Raw genomic sequence first — 15,884 nt, 5'->3', positions numbered from 1 at the left:
AACGCACCCACCCGCCAATTTATCCGGCGGGATAGGCCACCGACTTGATCTCGGTGTACTGGTCGAATCCGGCGATGCCGTTCTGGCGACCCACGCCGCTCTCCTTGTAGCCACCGAACGGGGTGTCCGCGCCGTACGGCGCACCGCCGTTGACACCCATGAAGCCGGCCTTGATGCGGCGGGTCACCGACAGGGCACGCTCGAGGGAACCGGCAAACACGTTGCCGGCCAACCCGTACACGCTGTCGTTGGCGATCCGGATCGCATCCTCTTCGTCGTCGAACGGAATGACCGACAGCACCGGCCCGAAGATCTCCTCCTGAGCAATGGTCATCTTGTTGTCGACGTTGGTGAAAAGCGTTGGCCGAACGTAATATCCCTTGTCGAAACCGGTGGCCGCACCGGGGCCGCCGACCAGCGCGGTGGCGCCTTCGTCCACGCCCTTCTGGATGTAGCCGGTCACGCGCTCGTACTGCCGTTGCGAGATCACCGGTCCACACAGCGTTCCGGGGTCCTGCGGGTCGCCGCACGTGACGTTCTCGTAGATGTTCTTGAGAATCTCGACGCCCTCGTCATAGCGGGACCGCGGCAGCAGCAGCCGGGTCGGGTTGGCGCAGCCTTGACCGGCGTGCATGCACGGCGCGATGCCGACCATGCACGCCGTGCCGAAGTCGGCGTCCTCCAGCACGATGGTGGCCGACTTGCCGCCCAGTTCTAGGAACAGCCGCTTCATGGTCGCGGCACCCTTTTCCATGATCCGCTTGCCGACCACCGTCGAGCCGGTGAACGAGATCAGGTCGACCTTCGGCGACAGCGTCAGCTCCTCGCCCACGAAGTGATCCGACGCGGTGACGACATTGACGACGCCCGCGGGGATGTCGGTCTTCTCGGCGATCATGCGGCCGAGCCGGTTCGCGTTGAACGGGGTGTTGGGTGCCGGCTTGAGCACCACGGTGTTGCCGGTGCCCAGCGCCTGGCCGAGCTTGTTGAGGGTGACCTCGAAGGGGAAGTTCCACGGCACGATGGCGCCGACGACTCCGACCGGTTCCCGCCACACCTTGCGGGTGGTCAGCGTGCCGGTCAGGCTGATCACCTTGTCGCCCAGGTCGGTTTCCCACGCGTACTCGTCTATCAGGCGTGCGGGGTACTTCAGCCCGTCTTCCAGCGGCGCGTCCAGCTGGGGTCCGAAGGTGATGGCCCGGGGGGAGCCGACCTCGAGGATGAGCTCCTCACGCAGCTCGTCGATCTCGGACTCGATCGCCTCGTGCAGCTGCAGTAGGCACCGCTTGCGCAGCTCCTTGTTGGTCGACCAATCGGTCTCGTCGAACGCGCGCCGGGCGGCATCGATGGCACGGTGCATGTCCTCCTTCGAGGCATCGGCGACCTCGCTGAGCGACTCTTCGGTCGCCGGGTTGATGTTTGTGAACGTGCCGGCCTGCCCGTCGACGAGCTTGCCGTCGATCATCATCTTCGGCTCGAAGCGGACCTTTACAGCCTCAATCATATCTGTCACTCTCTTCTGACTCGTTAGAGGGGCGTCCCGCAGCGCGCTGGTTGCCCTACGGGGAGCCTTACTGGAAACTAGCCGATTGACAAGTGAAGCCCCGCGCGGGGCCGGTTATTGGGGGTCGAACAGGACCGGCACCGACGTCGGTGACCGGAAAACCTGGCCGCGAATGTGCGGGTCGTCGCCCTCGGGGTCCAGCCGCAGGTTCGGCAACCGGTCGAGCAGAAGGTTGATGGCGGTGCGCATCTCGAGCCGCGCCAGGTGCATGCCGAGGCAGACGTGCACGCCGTGTCCCCAGCCCAGGTGGCCCTTGGGCGAGCGGAAGATGTCGAACGAGTCCGGTTCGGGGTAACGGTCTTCCTGCCGGTTGGCGGCGCCCAGCATCGGCATCACGCTCGACCCGGCCGGGATCGGCACCCCGCCGAGTTCGGTGTCGCGGGTGGCGACCCGGGTGATGGTCAACAGCGGCGGTTCCCACCGCACGCCCTCCTCGATGGCCTGCGGCAGCAGCGAGCGGTCCGCGCGGATGGCGTCCAGCTGCTTGGGATCCGACAGCAGCGCGAGCAGCAGGTTGCCCAGCGCCCGGTAGGTGGTCTCCACCCCGGCGGGCAGCAACAGGCGCAGGAACGAATAGATCTCCTCGTCCTCGAGCTTCTCGCCGTCGATCTCCGCCTGGGCGAGCGCGCTGATCAGGTCGTCCTTGGGCTCGGCGCGCCGGGCCGCCAGGATCGGCGCGAAGTAGTCGCACAGCGCCGCAGACGCGGCAAGTCCGCGTTCCGGATTCAGGATCCAGCTCAGCAGCGAGATGGACCACCGCTGAAACTGTGGGTAGTCCTCCTCAGGCAGACCAAGCAGGCCGGCGATGATCTGACTGGGATAGTCGAAGGTGAATTCCTTGACCAGGTCGGCCTTGCCGTTGGCGGCGAACTTGTCGATCAAACCATTGGCCACGCGTCCGACCAACTCGTCCTCCCAGCGCGCCAAAGCCTTCTGCGAGAAAGCCTTTGACACCAGTGACCGCAGCCTGCCGTGTATCGGCTCGTCCATGCCGAGCATGACGCGCTCCCCCAGGACGGGGCCGAACGCCGCGATCACCGCCGCCGAGGAGAACGTCTCATTGTCGCGCAGCATCTGCTGCGCTTCCTCGTGTCGGTAGACGATGAAGACAGGCTTGGATTCCTCATGCGGCATCCCGGAGCTGTCCAGCCGCTGAATCGGTTCCTCGCGCCGCAGCCGGGCCAATTCGGTGTACGGGTCGCGCACGTCCCCGGAGACCGCGTCGTCGAACGCGCCGAAGTCGTCCAGATCGTCGAAAAGTTTTTCCATGATTTGCCCCTCAATCCCCTTGCGGTGCCGCATTCTTTTGCGACGAGAACCGCCCCGCCACTGCGGCCAAACGCTGCATTACCGGCTGCGGTAGAACACGGGCGACGAAGACCATCGCCTTTTGACTTGTTGTCAACGGCCACGCCCCATCGCGCATCGACCCCTGCCGGGGTATGCCCAGCACGATCCGCGACACGTGGTGCATGCCCGACGCCGGCAGGACCCTGTTAGCCACCAACAGCATCGAGGCGTCCGGCCCGACGCCTCGGCGGCGGAATGCTCCGCGGTCATCGATCGCCTTGAGCAGGCCGTCGGTGAACCGCTCCGGCGGCCGCGCCAATTTCATCGCGAAGCGCCCGCGGCTGTTCATGGTGTTGTGCAGCCGGGCGTACGGTCCGCCGAAGTTTCGGTCGTCGGTGGTGCCGGCATCCGTGATGATCTCGGTGTCATACGTGCCGGCCACCAGGACGGTGACGCCCAGGCCAAACGGCGCGATCTCGCACGCCATCGATTCCCCCCACCGCTCCAGCGCTCCCTTGGCCGCGGAGTACGGCGCGGTGGCGGGCTGGCCACGCACCCCGGCCGCGCTGGACACCAGGACGATTCGCCCCCGGCCCGCCGCTCGCATCGACGGCAGCAGGGCCTGGGTGAGCGTGACGGGGCCCAGGACGCTGGTGGCCAGCATGCGCTGCCACAACGCCATGTCGGTCTCCTCCACCATTCCTGCGGCCGAAATACCCGCGTTGTGCACCAGCGCGTACGGAGCGCCCACGGCTTCTTCGATTGCCTTGGCCGCCGCGGCGATCGTCGCACTGTCCGTCAGGTCGAGCTGGACGCCGACCAACCGTACGTCGTCGAGGGCGGCCCCGGTAGCGTCGCGCAGCAGCGGCATTCCCTGGTCGGGTGTGCGCATGGCCGCGACCACGCGCCACCCCTCCTTGTACATCCGCACCGCCGAGGCGAAGCCCAGTCCGCGGGACGCACCGGTGATGACGACCGTGCGCGGCTCAGCCATGCTGGCCCGCCGTCGCGCACGCACCCTCACCTGGCGGCGGAGCATCGACATGAGGCCGCCCGTTGGGCTCCCCGCTCGCCCAGGTTGACCAGATGCCGACGGAGTACGGGCCCTGGGCGCCCGCTTTCTCGTAATAACCTTGCGGGTCATACACTTTCGCCTCGGGATACGGCCACGGGCAGGCCACCGAGGTTGCGGCATGACTGACCTTGATGACCCAGAACCAGCCACCGTAGGCGAAATACGACACGTTGATGATGACGAACATCACCAGGAATGTGCCGAGCGTCGGACGCGCGGGGAACAACTTCGCTTTCGCGGCAAGCTTTTCCGCCACCGACTTACCGGTGTCGTCGCGGTAGCAGAGTATCGCGGCCGGCACCATCACGAAGCACACCGAGAACGATTCCCAGATCAGCGGAAACTGGAAAGTGGTGCCGGTGAACACCGATCCCCACGGAATCACCTGCGAGTAGATGTACATGCCCCAGTGGATCAGGATGTTTTCCAGGAAGGCGTCGAAAACGAACCCGATCACCAGCGTCATCAGACCCAGGCTGACCAGGGGATGCCGCGACACATAGCTGGTGGGCCCGTACTTTGCCTGCAGTCTGCGCAGCAACCAGACCGCCGGAAAGTAGGGACCGAAGTAGAACATCACGTAGCCGAAGACCACGAACGGTTCGACGGTCGGCGACAACGACACCAACGGCCAGGATTCGGGCCAGTGAACGAGGTCGGGGTTGTAGACCGCGAACGGTGACCAGTTCATGATCGGGTCCTGCCACACGATCAGCGTGGTGCACAGGAACATCAACATCACCGGGCTGCCGGGATTTCGGCGCCAGCCCCTGAGGAAGACGATCAACAGCACAATCAGCGCCACAACCGTGGCCCAGTCCAGGAACCCGATGTAATCCAGACCGAAAGTGAATTTCACCGGCCGAGGTCGGCCCTGCACGTTCGGGTTCGCGACGCGAGGGTCAAGGGCCACACGGCAATTCGCGATGAAGAACAATGCGAAGGCGGCCAGCGCCGCGCCGGCGATCCAACCGCCCCAGCCGCGCTTGGATTTTCGCTGTGGGGCGGCCGGTTCCTCCTGGTCGGCGGGCGGTGTGGCTTGTTCGGTGGACATCAGTCTTCCTCTCCGAAGCGATCCACCAAGTGCGAGTTGATGCCGTCGGCGTCGAGGGTGCGTGCCACCAGGTATCCGGCGCCCATCCAGGCCCGGCGGGTCCATTTGCCGAACGACACGCGGGTACCGGGCGCGCCAGACGCGGCGGGCATCATCTTGACCCGCTCCAAAGCCTCTTTGACGCCCCGCGGGCTCAACGGATGTGCGTCGGTGAACGCGCGCACGAGTGTCGCGGCGACGTCGCGATTGACCACGGTCACGCAGAACTCGGGGCGACTGCCGTTGTACTTCTTCGCGTAGCTGTCGAGGAAGTCCTGGCCGATCCGGTTCGCCTCGTCGTACTGGTCGACACCGGTCCAGCCCATGAACGCGTTCCACATGATCGGGTTGACCCAGGCGTTCTGCCACGCCGTAGTGGTGAAGCGGGGCGGGTCCCAGCCGAGAGACTCCAGCGCCGGGTTGATGAAGACGATGCCGAAGCCGAAGCCCAGGTGCACGATCGCCTCGGCCTTTGCCTCGTGCAGCGTCTGCACCGCGGCGTTGATGTCCTGGGCCGTCTGCGCGATGGCGACTTCCGCGACGATCCGAATGCCTTTGCGCCGGCAGGCACTTCGCAGATTCTTCAGGTAGCTTTCACCGATGAGGCTCTGCTCGACCAGAACACCGATTTCGGTGAGCCCGCGTTTGGCGATGAGGTCGGCCAGGAATATCGGTTCATCGGTCATCGATCCCTGTGGAAAGGAGAAAGTCCACTCGCCGAGCCAGTCGTCGGTGCCGGTCACGCTGATCGCGGGTACCTTGAACCGTTCCTCGATCGCTTCGCGCAACGGCACGCAGTTATCGGTGATGTTCGGACCGAAGACCACCAGGCAGCCCTCGTCGACCAGTTCGCCATACGCATCGATCACCGCCTTGACCGAACCCTTGGGCAGCCCCTCCACCTCGCGATAGATCATCTGCACGGGACGGTCCATCAGGCCCTGGGCGACGGCCTCTTCGAAGATGAGGTCGAAAGTCTGGGTAAAGGAGGCGAACAGCTCCTCGGGGAACCCCGGCGGGAGGGTGAAGTCCATCAGATAGCCGACCTTGATCGGCTCTGCGCTGCTCTCGTAGGACATCCGACCTCCCAGGTGACTGAATTGCGCGCGCCGATCCGAAAAAACCTAATATTTGTTCAGACCCTAGCGGGGGCGGTATGCAGCGTCAATCATCGGACCCGCCGGACCCGTCCGGATTGAGGTAGATCTGGATCATTTCGCCCAGCGCCTTGCCCACCGCGACGTCGTCGGTCAGCGGGCCCGCGATGGCGGCCCGGGCCGCCTCCTGCATGCTGAGGCCCTCGGCGACCAGCCTGCCCGCGGCGATCAGCACCCGCGTCGACGCCACCTCGCGCAGCCCACCCGTTTCCAGCCGGCGGATGGCCTGACCGAACCGGACCAGCTCGGCCGCGGTGGTCGCGTCGACGCCCGCCTCGTGCGCGACGATGCTCTCTTCGATATCGGCTGTGGGGAAATCGAATTCGATGGCCACCATCCGCTGCCGTGTCGAATCCTTCAGATCCTTCAGCACGCTCTGATAACCGGGATTGTAGGACACCACCAGGCCGAATCCGGGCGCCGCGTCCAGCGTGACGCCGAGTCGTTCGATGGGCAGCTGCCGGCGATAGTCGGCGAGCGGATGCAGCACCACCGTGGTGTCCTGCCGGGCTTCCACCACCTCGTCGAGGTAGCAGATCGCCCCCTCGCGCACCGCATGGGTCAGCGGTCCGTCCACCCACACCGTCTCGTCGCCGCGCAGCAGGTAGCGGCCGACGAGGTCCGCCGTGGTGAGGTCGTCATGGCAGGCCACGGTGATCAGCGGCCGCCCCAGGTCGTGGGCCATCGCCTCGACGAACCGGGTCTTTCCGCAGCCGGTCGGACCCTTCAGAACCAGCGCGAGGCCCTGGCGGTAGGCCGCCTTGAAAACGGCCTCTTCGCCGCCGACCGCTTGGTAGTAGGGCCGCACTTCTTCCTTCCCGTCCGCTTCGGACGGACCGCCGTTGAAGTATGCAAGCCCGGACTCGTTGGCCATAGCTTCCCTTCTGCTACTTCCGGCGATAGGAGCCTAACCGGAACAGATGTTTGTTTTCAAGTGCCCTGACGGGCGGTGTTGACGTTCTCGCGCGCCAACTGTGTTCTGGGACTTGGCATCACCGATATTCTGCGACGAACCTCCGCCGAACGCAGGGCGGATCGGAAGAGCGGTCCGATCACGCCGGCGAGCTGATCGGGGTGCGCGATGGTGGCATGCGCGGTGCTGCCGAACACCCGGCGCAACGACGGCACGTCGGTGCCCGCGCCGATCGTCAGGCACACGCAGCCGGTCCCCCGGCGGCGGGCCTCGGTCAGCGCGCGACGCGCGTCGGCGGCACCGTAAGCCCGCTCGTACCCGTGGTCGTAGGCCAGTCCATCGGAGAGCACCACCAACAGCCGCCGTGACGTGCCACCGCGCGCCTCCAGGGTCGCCGAACCGTGCCGGATCGCCGCGCCCAGGCGTGAATACGCGCCCGGTTCCAGGCTGTTGAGCCGGCGGATCACTTGTGCATTCAGGTGGTCGTCGAACCGCTTCACCGGCACCATGCTCACCGCGCGACGGCCCTGCGAGTAATACGCGTACAGCGCGACGCGGTCACCCAGATCGTGCAACGCCACGGTCAGGTTGGCGACCGCCGCCCGCTGTTGTTCGTGCACCGTGCGCCCGACCGTTCCGGGTTCGCCCGACGAACCGGACACATCGAGCAGCAGCAGCACCGACAGGTCGCGACGGCGCCGCAGGCTGTCGAGGTACACGGCCTCGTCGGGCACCGATCCGGCCCGCACCTCGACCCGAGCCTCGACGGCCGCATCGATGTCGATGTCGTCGCCCTGCGACTGCCGGTGCCGACGATGCAGGCCCATGCCGAGCCGCGACAGCGGCCGCCGCACGCCGATGGCGTCGTCGATGGCCTGGGTTGCCGACGCCTTGATCTGCGGCTCCACCTCGCGCACCGTGCACCACGCCGGCCGGTAGCTCTTGCGCGCGACGTCCCATTCGGGATACCGCACGCCGTCGGCGGCGGTTTGGCCCTCCTGGTCGGCGTCCCCGTCGTCGCCGCCGGAGGTCGAGGCCAGCGATGTGACGGCGTATGCGCCGCGCTTGCCGGACTTGGTGCGATGGGTCGCGTTGTCCGCGCCGGGCGGCCCGCCCCCACTTCCGGTCTTGCGCGCCGACGACAGCATCTTCTTCAACCACTTGCCGATGAATCCGCCACCGCCAACCGGGCTGGTGAACAGGTCGGGATCGTCGGAGTCGTCGACCTCGCCGTCGTCGAGCTCCTCGAGTTCCGTTGCGCCATTGCGCCGCGGCACATGGCCGGCCTTCGCCTCTTCGTCTTGTTTGACCGAACGGGCGCATGCGGCCATCACCTTCGCCGCGCGGATCACGCCGAACTCCGGCGCCGGATCGTCCACCGCCACCCGTGCGCCGGCAATGTCGAGCGACGCGTTGGGCGAATCGCTGCGACCCGCGATCTCGCGGTCGCCCAGCGACGCCAAAACACTTGGTAGCAAAGGGGCATTGGCGACCAGCGCGCGGTGGCCTTCCACCGAGAGGTAACGCTTGGCCAGCTTGCGGCGGCGAACCAACGCGCCCACCACATCTGGCTCCAGGCTGCCGGCGGCGATCATCGACGCCTGCACGGCTACGGCTTTCAGTTGCGCGCGCGGCGCCGCCGCCGCATCGACGTGAATCGTCTGCCCGTCGGTCCATGCCGGTTCACCCGGTGGCAGCCCGGCGACCGCGACGGCCCGGCCCGCGAGCGCGGAGGCGAGCATGCCCAGGGCCTGCAGTCGGTCGGCACCGTCGCCGTCCCCCACGCTCAACCTCCAGATTGTTGACCAAATATCTGTTCCACCGTAAAGTCCGGCTGCACAGCAGTCAATGAATCAGGAGCACACGATGATTGACTTCACCGGCCAGGTGGCGGTGGTGACCGGGGCCGGTCGGGGACTCGGTCGGCTGTACGCGCTGGACCTGGCCCGCCGCGGCGCCGCCGTGGTGGTCAACGACCTCGGCGGCTCGATGCGCGGGGAGGGTTCCGACAGGGGCATCGCCGACGAGGTGGTCGACACGATCAAGCAGGCCGGCGGGACCGCGATCGCCTCGTACGACTCCGTGGACAGCCCGGCCGGCGGCCAGGCGATCATCGATGCGGCCGTGGACGCCTTCGGGCGCCTCGACGCGGCCGTCAGCAACGCCGGCATCTTCGGCAGCGTGCCCTTCGAGGACCTCACGCACGACGACTGGACGCGGATGCTGCGCGTGCATCTCGACGGCGGATTTCACCTGTCCCAGCCCGCGTATCGCGTGATGAAGAACAACGGCGGCGGGCGATTCGTCTTCATCTCGTCCTCCGCCGGGATCTTCGGCCAGCCGATGGAGGCCCACTACGCGGCGGCCAAGGCCGGGTTGGTCGGATTGACGAACGTCATCGCCATCGAGGGCGAAGCGCACGGAATACTGGCCAATTCCGTTATGCCCACCGGGTTCTCGCGGATGGTCACCGAGACCGTCGGCGACGAGAAGTTCCTCGCCGAATCCGGCTTCATGCAAGCCATCCGGCCCGAGCTCGTCGTGCCGCTAGTGACGTTTCTGGCCAGCACCGCCTGCACGTTCACCCACCGCAACTATTCCGCGGCCGCCGGCCGCTACGCGCGGGTGTTCGTCGGCCTCACCGAAGGCTGGCTCGCCGACGCCGAGGGCCGGCCCACGGCCGAGGACATCGAGGCGCATCTCGAGCAGATGTCCTCGACGGAGAAGTTCATCGTGCCGGCGTCGATCGTCGATGAGGTGCTGGAAGTGTGTGAGCGACGCGGCGTCAGCCCGATGCCGGGCAACGCCGAGGTCGCCTTCCCCGACCCTCAAGGGAGCTGAACGTGGACGGCGAATTGCGCGACCAGGTCAGGCATCTCACCGACCGCGCGGAGATCTACGACTGCATGCAGCGCTACGCGCGCGGAATCGACCGGCAGGACCGGGCGTTGCTGCGGTCCGCCTACCACGACGGCGCCGTCGACGACCACGTCGGATTCGTCGGCGAGGTAGACGATTTCATCGACTGGGCGCTCGCGTACCACGGCAGCCAGACGCGATACCAGCACTACCTGCTGAACCACACCGCCGACATCGACGGCGACGAGGCCCACGCCGAGACCTACTACCTGTTCGTCGGGACCGACCGTGAACCGGCGAACCACATGACGGTCTCCGGCGGTCGTTACGTGGATCGGCTGGAGCGGCGCGACGGGCGTTGGGCGATCGTCGATCGCGTCTGCCTGGTGGAGTTCATCAACGAATCGCAATCGCTGCTCACCGACGAAGCCATCGCCATGGTGCCCGGAACCCGCACGCCCCGCCACGACAGGACGGACGCCTCATACGATCGACCGCTCACGGCGTCGCGCATGCCCGCCAACATCGTTGACCAGATATCCGCCCAACCGTAGAGTCCGGCTTGGTCAGGGTTTTACGACGCTGAAGACAGAGGAACGTGGACTTTTCATACCCGGCGGAAGTGGAACAGTTCCGCAGCGAGCTGCGTGACTGGCTCTCGCAGAACCTGACCGACGAGCTCGTGGCGGCGCGCCGGCCCACCGGCCGCGACGACGCCGCGTTCGAGATGTTGCGCGCGTGGAACGCGACGATGGCCGACGCGGGATGGGCCGCGGTGTCCTGGCCGCCCGAATACGGTGGGCGCGGCGCAACAGTGCTCGAGCAGCTGGTCTACACCGAAGAGACCACGCGCGCTCGAGCCCCGATGCCGCTCAACGTGATTGGGCTCAACAACATCGCCCCGGCCATCATGCAGTACGGCACCGAGTCGCAGAAGCTCGCGCTGCTCCCCCGCATGATGCGCGCCGACGACATCTGGTGCCAGGGCATGTCGGAGCCCGAGGCGGGGTCCGATCTCGCGGCGCTGCGCACCCGCGCCGTGCGAGACGGCCCGGAAGATAGTGACTTCGTCGTCAACGGCCAGAAGATCTGGACCTCGCTGGGGCATCGGGCCGACTGGTGTCAGCTCTACGTGCGCACCGATCCCGAGGCGCCCAAGCACAAGGGGATCTCCTGCCTGATCGTCGACATGACACTGCCGGGCATCGAGGTCCGTCCGTTGGTCACGCTGAAGGGTGACGCCGACTTCGCCGAGATCTTCTTCCACGACGTGCGGGTGCCCGCGGACGCGTTGCTCGGCCCGCTCAACGCGGGCTGGCAGGTGGCCACCACCACGCTCAGCCACGAGCGCGCCGGGGCCGCCAGGCTGTACGCGGAGATGCAGGTGCGGCTCGAGGAGCTGGTCAACGATCTCGCCGCGGCCGGCACCGGCGCGCTGGACGATCCGGTGACGCTGCGGCGCCTCGGCGAAATCGCGGTCCGCATCAAGTATCTCGAGGTCCTGTGCCAGCGGTCGATCTCGGCGACGCTGCATGGCGGCTCGGAAAAAACAGCGTTGGGGTCGGCCAGCCTCGCCAAGACCGTGTGGGGCGAGATCGGCCAGGACCTGGCCGCGCTGGCCTTCGACGCTCTCGGCACCCGGGGTGCGGGCGCGCCGTGGGCGAACTACCGCCTGACGTCGCGGTCGCTGACCATCGCGGGCGGTACCACGCAGATCAACAAGAACATCACCGCGCAACGAGTGCTGGGGCTGCCGCGCAAATGAACCTCGAACTCACCGACGAACAGGTGGCGCTGCGCGACACCACACGGCGCTTCCTCGCCGAGAAGGCACCGATTTCGCAGCATGTGCGCGCACTGCTCGACGATCCGGCCGGAACGGACGAGGCGGTCTGGCGCGGCCTCGCCGATCTCGGAACCACCGGCCTGCTGGTGCCGGAGGAGTACGGCGGCGCCGGCATGACGATGGTCGAGGCCGGCATCGTTGCCGAAGAGCTGGGCGCCGCGCTGCATCCGGGCCCGTGGTTGTCGACCGCGGTGGCCGCCGCGCGGGCGCTGACCCGCTTCGGGGACAACGACATCGCACCGAAGTTGTTGCGCGGCATCGCCGACGGCACCACGGTGGCCACCGTCTGCATCCCCGATTCGCCGAACGCCTCGATCGCCGCGAGCCGGCGCGATGACGCGATCGTGCTGCGCGGCGAGATAGCCGCGGTGCCCGACGCCGCGGCCGCCGATGTTCTGCTCGTGGTCGCCGAAGACGACCACGGCAGCTCGCTTTTCGCGGCGCGGGCCGGCTCGTCCGGGTTGTCGGTCGCGCCCGAGCACGGCATCGACCAGACCCGCAAGCAGTTCCGCGTCACGTTCGACGCCGTGCCCGCGCAGCGACTGGCAGCGGCGCCCGCGGACGACTTGGCGGCGGTGATCGACGACGTGCTGATCGCCACTGCGGCCGACGCGCTCGGCGCCGCGCGCGCCATCATGGGTCTGGCCGTCGAATACGCGAAAAGCAGAACACAATTCGGCCAGCCGATCGGCTCCTTCCAGGCCGTCCAGCACCTGTGTGTGGACATGTTCGAGACGGTCGAGCTGGCCCGCAGCGGTGTCATCCACGCGCTGTGGGCCAGCGACGCGTTCCCGGGATCCGGCGGCCAATCCGGCGAGGAGCGCCATCTTGCCGCGATGCGCGCGAAGGCGTTCGCGGGGCGATTGGCCACCGTGGCCGACACCGCGATCCAGGTGTTCGGTGGGATCGGCTACACCTGGGAGCACGATGCTCACCTCTACCTCAAGCGCCTGCTGAGCTGGAGCGCGTTGCGCGGCGGCCCCGACGAATACCTCACCGAACTCGGTGCGCGCCTTGCCAAGAGAGGCCGTCAGTGATGGATATCGAGTACCTGCTCACCGCGACGCCTTCGGCCCGCAAAGCGCTCGACCTCGACGCGCCGGTGGACCCCGACGACATCCGCGACTGCCTGCGGATCGCCCTGCAGGCCGCGAACGGGTCGAATGCCCAGGCATGGCGCTGGCTGGTGATCTCGGATCCGGCGCTGCGCATCAAGATCGCCGAGCTGTATCGCCAGGCCTACCTGCTGCGCGTCGGTGGGCAGCTGATCGCCGACCTGATGCCCGCGGGAACTCCCGAGAGCCGGGTCATGTCGTCGACGGAGTGGCTGGTCGAGAACATTGCGAGGGTGCCACTGCTGGTAATCCCTTGCTATGAGCCCTATTTGCCTCGCATCGAGGGCGACGAATCGTTTCACCTGGCCACGTTGTACGGCTCGATCTTCCCGCCGGTGTGGAATTTCCAGCTGGCGCTGCACACCCGGGGATACGGGACGTGCATCACCACGCTGCATCTGCATCATGAAGAGGAAATCCGGAACCTACTCGGGATCCCGCCGACCTACGTTCAGGGTTGTCTGTTGCCGGTCGGGCGGCTGCGGGCGGGCCGCACCTTCTCACCGGCGCCCCGGCGCCCGCTCGAGGAGGTGGTCGCGTGCGACCGCTGGGACGGTCCGCCGCTCTAGAATGGGACTTTCACCGCTTTGTGCAGCGCATTCATCGCGCACAGTCTGATAGCCTCTAACAAAGATTTGGTTCGGCAAGAGAGGACGAATGCGAATGTTCGCCAGCCCGCAATCGTCCGGATTTGCACACCGCTAACCATGGCGAAGGCCGAGTCACTGCGAGCCAGCGGCACAGCTGATTCTCCGACCCGCCGCGCCGAGATCCTGGCCACCGCCGCGTCATTGATCGCATCCTCGGGGCTGCGGACGTCGCTGCAGGAGATCGCCGATGCGGCAGGCATTCTTCCCGGCAGCCTGTATCACCATTTCGAGTCCAAAGAGGCCATCCTGGTCGAGCTGATCTTGCGTTACCAGGAGGACCTGGAGCGCATCGGGCGGTCCGCGCAGAAGAGGCTGGACGGGCCCGACGCTCGTCCGGTCGCCGACCAGATCATCGAGCTCGGGTCGGCGATCGCCAACTGCGCCGTCGAACACCGCGCGGCGTTGCAGATGTCGTTCTACGAGGGACCGGGTACCGACCCGGAGCTGACCAAGCTGACGCAGCAGCGGCCGGCGGCCATCCAGGAGGCGATGCTGCAGACGCTGCGGGCGGGCCGGTGGAGCGGCTACATCAAACCCGACATCGATCTGCCGACGTTGGCCGATCGATTCTGCCAAACCATGCTGCAGGTCGGCCTCGACGTCATGCGCCACACTTCGTCGGCCAACCAGGTTGCCGAATTGCTGTGCCGAATCATCCTGCAGGGCTTGGCAACTCGTCCTCCAGCGGATGCCGCACTGGACCGGTCCAATGCCTTTGCCGCCGCCAAGGACGTCATCGCGACGTGGTCCGACGACAGCGACGCGGACCCGAGTGACAAGGCGGCGCTGGTGCGCGCGGTGGCGCGAACCGAATTCGGGCGCAGGGGGTACGAGGTCACCACCATCCGGGACATCGCCTCGGCGGCCGGTCTGGGCACCGGCACGGTGTACCGGGTGATCGGATCGAAGGACGAACTCCTGGACTCGATCATGCGCTCTTTCGGCAAGAAGGTGGAGGCGGGCTGGGTCAGTGTGCTGCGTTCCGACGCCACCCCCACCGAGAAGCTGGACGCGCTGAGCTGGGTCAACGTCAATGCGTTGGATCAGTTCTCCGACGAGTTCAGGATTCAACTGGCCTGGATGCGGCTCTCGCCGCCGACCGCGAATCCGGGCTGGTCCTACACGACGCGCCTTCGGCAGATGAAATCGCTGCTGTCCGAAGGGCTCCGCTCGGGCGAGATCGCGATGGACGCCCCGTCGACCGCCATGCTGGCGCGCTGCCTGATCGGCCTGCAGTGGATTCCGGAGAACATCCTTAACGAGATCGGTAAACGCCCTGCTTTGCTGCATGTTCGCGACACGGTCCTGCGTGGCGTCGCCGTCCGCGGCAAGTAAACCTCGATTGACTGCCCCGCTATTGAACCAACTAACTGGTACCCATACAGTTGAGCAGTTAGAACCGCGTTGGCATTATCCGAGAAGGGGATTTCCATGACCATTGTCGATCGGTTGCGCTACGACGGCAAGCGCGCTCTCGTTGTTGGTGGCGCGACTGGCATGGGCGCTGCGGCGGCCAAGTCAGCAGCCGAGCTGGGTGCCGAAGTCATCGTGATGGACTACGCGCCGGTGGACTACAAGGTCGCCCAGTCCGTCCAGGTGGACCTGCGCGACCCCGCGTCCATCGATTCCGCCCTCGAGCAGATCGACGGCCCCATCCACGCGGTGTTCTCCGCCGCCGGCGTCGCCGACGGCACGATCGACCTGATGAAGATCAACTTCATCGGCCACCGCCACCTCATCGACCGGCTGTTGGAGAAGAACCAGCTGCCGAACGGCGCGGCGATCTGCTTCATCTCCTCGGTGGCCGGCATGGGCTGGGAGAACGACCTGGACCTGATGCTGGAATTCCTGGCCACGCCGGACTTCGCGGCCGCCGAGGCGTGGTGCCAGGCGCACGAGGCCGAAGGCATCAACCACTACGGCACCAGCAAGAAGGTGATCAACACGTACGTGGCGACCCAGGGCTATCCGCTGGCGAAGGAGGGCATTCGGATCAACGCGATCTGCCCGGGCCCGACGGACACCCCGCTGGCCCAGGCCAACGCGGACCTCTGGCTGTCCTTCGCCCAGGACTACCGCGACGAGACCGGCTCGAAGGTGCACACCCCCGAGCAGATGGGCGACGTGATGACCTTCCTTAACAGCGAGGCGGCCTGCGGCGTCAGCGGGATCACGCTGCTGGTGGACTCCGGACACACCATGGCCTCGATTACCGGTGCCTACGCGCCCGGCAAGCCGATCATCGACATCATCATGGGCAAGGTAAAGCTCTAGCGGGTCGCCACCGTTCAGCTCTAGCGGCGATCACGAGCGCGGCGTAGC

At 66.6% G+C, this 15,884-nt stretch carries 14 protein-coding genes; 7 read left to right on the top strand and 7 right to left on the bottom strand.

Translation table 11 applies throughout. From position 1 onward, the window contains the following. Positions 1-19: 19 nt before the first annotated feature. The 7 genes from MTY59_RS15415 to MTY59_RS15385 form a co-directional block, all read right to left on the bottom strand. Entirely contained in the window at positions 20-1,504 is a 1,485-nt protein-coding gene (locus MTY59_RS15415; protein ID WP_221041918.1) for an aldehyde dehydrogenase family protein, read from the bottom strand. Between the two features lie 114 nt (positions 1,505-1,618). Further along, the gene (locus tag MTY59_RS15410) at positions 1,619-2,833 is read right to left on the bottom strand and encodes a cytochrome P450 (protein WP_221041917.1); all 1,215 of its coding nucleotides are present in this window, start codon (positions 2,831-2,833) and stop codon (positions 1,619-1,621) included. 10 nt (positions 2,834-2,843) lie between these two features. Continuing rightward, positions 2,844-3,848, bottom strand: a complete 1,005-nt coding sequence (locus MTY59_RS15405; RefSeq protein WP_221041916.1) for an SDR family NAD(P)-dependent oxidoreductase — start codon at positions 3,846-3,848, stop codon at positions 2,844-2,846. Beyond that, on the bottom strand, positions 3,841-4,983 hold the full coding sequence (locus tag MTY59_RS15400) for a spirocyclase AveC family protein (protein ID WP_221041915.1): 1,143 nt from the start codon (positions 4,981-4,983) through the stop codon (positions 3,841-3,843). The genes MTY59_RS15405 and MTY59_RS15400 overlap by 8 nt, the downstream gene beginning before the upstream one ends. Then, positions 4,983-6,101, bottom strand: a complete 1,119-nt coding sequence (locus MTY59_RS15395) for an ABC transporter substrate-binding protein (protein WP_221041914.1) — start codon at positions 6,099-6,101, stop codon at positions 4,983-4,985. Before MTY59_RS15395 ends, MTY59_RS15400 begins: the two co-directional genes overlap by 1 nt. Before the next feature lie 85 nt (positions 6,102-6,186). After that, positions 6,187-7,053, bottom strand: coding sequence for a CbbQ/NirQ/NorQ/GpvN family protein (locus tag MTY59_RS15390; RefSeq protein WP_065141988.1), 867 nt, complete (start codon positions 7,051-7,053; stop codon positions 6,187-6,189). 56 nt (positions 7,054-7,109) lie between these two features. Further along, positions 7,110-8,834 carry a nitric oxide reductase activation protein NorD gene (locus MTY59_RS15385; RefSeq protein ID WP_415823142.1) on the bottom strand — a complete coding sequence of 575 codons (1,725 nt, stop codon included), beginning with the start codon at positions 8,832-8,834 and terminating at the stop codon, positions 7,110-7,112. Between the two features lie 124 nt (positions 8,835-8,958). Between MTY59_RS15385 and MTY59_RS15380 the strand changes: the two genes are divergently transcribed. The 7 genes from MTY59_RS15380 (at position 8,959) to MTY59_RS15350 (ending at position 15,836) form a co-directional block, all read left to right on the top strand. Continuing rightward, complete coding sequence (locus MTY59_RS15380; protein WP_221041913.1) at positions 8,959-9,933, top strand: SDR family NAD(P)-dependent oxidoreductase; 975 nt, start codon at positions 8,959-8,961, stop codon at positions 9,931-9,933. A 2-nt stretch (positions 9,934-9,935) separates the two neighbouring features. Beyond that, the gene (locus MTY59_RS15375) at positions 9,936-10,505 is read left to right on the top strand and encodes a nuclear transport factor 2 family protein (RefSeq protein ID WP_064952475.1); all 570 of its coding nucleotides are present in this window, start codon (positions 9,936-9,938) and stop codon (positions 10,503-10,505) included. A 44-nt stretch (positions 10,506-10,549) separates the two neighbouring features. Continuing rightward, the gene (locus MTY59_RS15370; protein ID WP_221041912.1) at positions 10,550-11,716 is read left to right on the top strand and encodes an acyl-CoA dehydrogenase family protein; all 1,167 of its coding nucleotides are present in this window, start codon (positions 10,550-10,552) and stop codon (positions 11,714-11,716) included. Next, a complete protein-coding gene (locus MTY59_RS15365; protein ID WP_221041911.1) occupies positions 11,713-12,834 on the top strand; it encodes an acyl-CoA dehydrogenase family protein in 1,122 nt (373 codons plus the stop codon). The genes MTY59_RS15370 and MTY59_RS15365 overlap by 4 nt, the downstream gene beginning before the upstream one ends. Continuing rightward, positions 12,834-13,481 carry a nitroreductase family protein gene (locus MTY59_RS15360; protein ID WP_221046462.1) on the top strand — a complete coding sequence of 216 codons (648 nt, stop codon included), beginning with the start codon at positions 12,834-12,836 and terminating at the stop codon, positions 13,479-13,481. Before MTY59_RS15365 ends, MTY59_RS15360 begins: the two co-directional genes overlap by 1 nt. A 138-nt stretch (positions 13,482-13,619) precedes the next feature. Next, positions 13,620-14,897: a TetR/AcrR family transcriptional regulator gene (locus MTY59_RS15355; protein ID WP_221041910.1), complete on the top strand. Its 1,278-nt coding sequence runs from the start codon at positions 13,620-13,622 to the stop codon at positions 14,895-14,897. Positions 14,898-14,993: 96 nt separating this feature from the next. Then, the gene (locus tag MTY59_RS15350) at positions 14,994-15,836 is read left to right on the top strand and encodes an SDR family oxidoreductase (RefSeq protein ID WP_221041909.1); all 843 of its coding nucleotides are present in this window, start codon (positions 14,994-14,996) and stop codon (positions 15,834-15,836) included. Positions 15,837-15,884 lie beyond the last annotated feature (48 nt).

Origin of the sequence: Mycobacterium senriense (assembly GCF_019668465.1) — a bacterium.
In the GTDB taxonomy this organism is placed as follows: Bacteria; Actinomycetota; Actinomycetes; order Mycobacteriales; family Mycobacteriaceae; genus Mycobacterium; species Mycobacterium senriense.
Note: the sequence above shows the minus strand (reverse complement) of the source record. Positions and strands in the feature narration are given on the sequence as shown.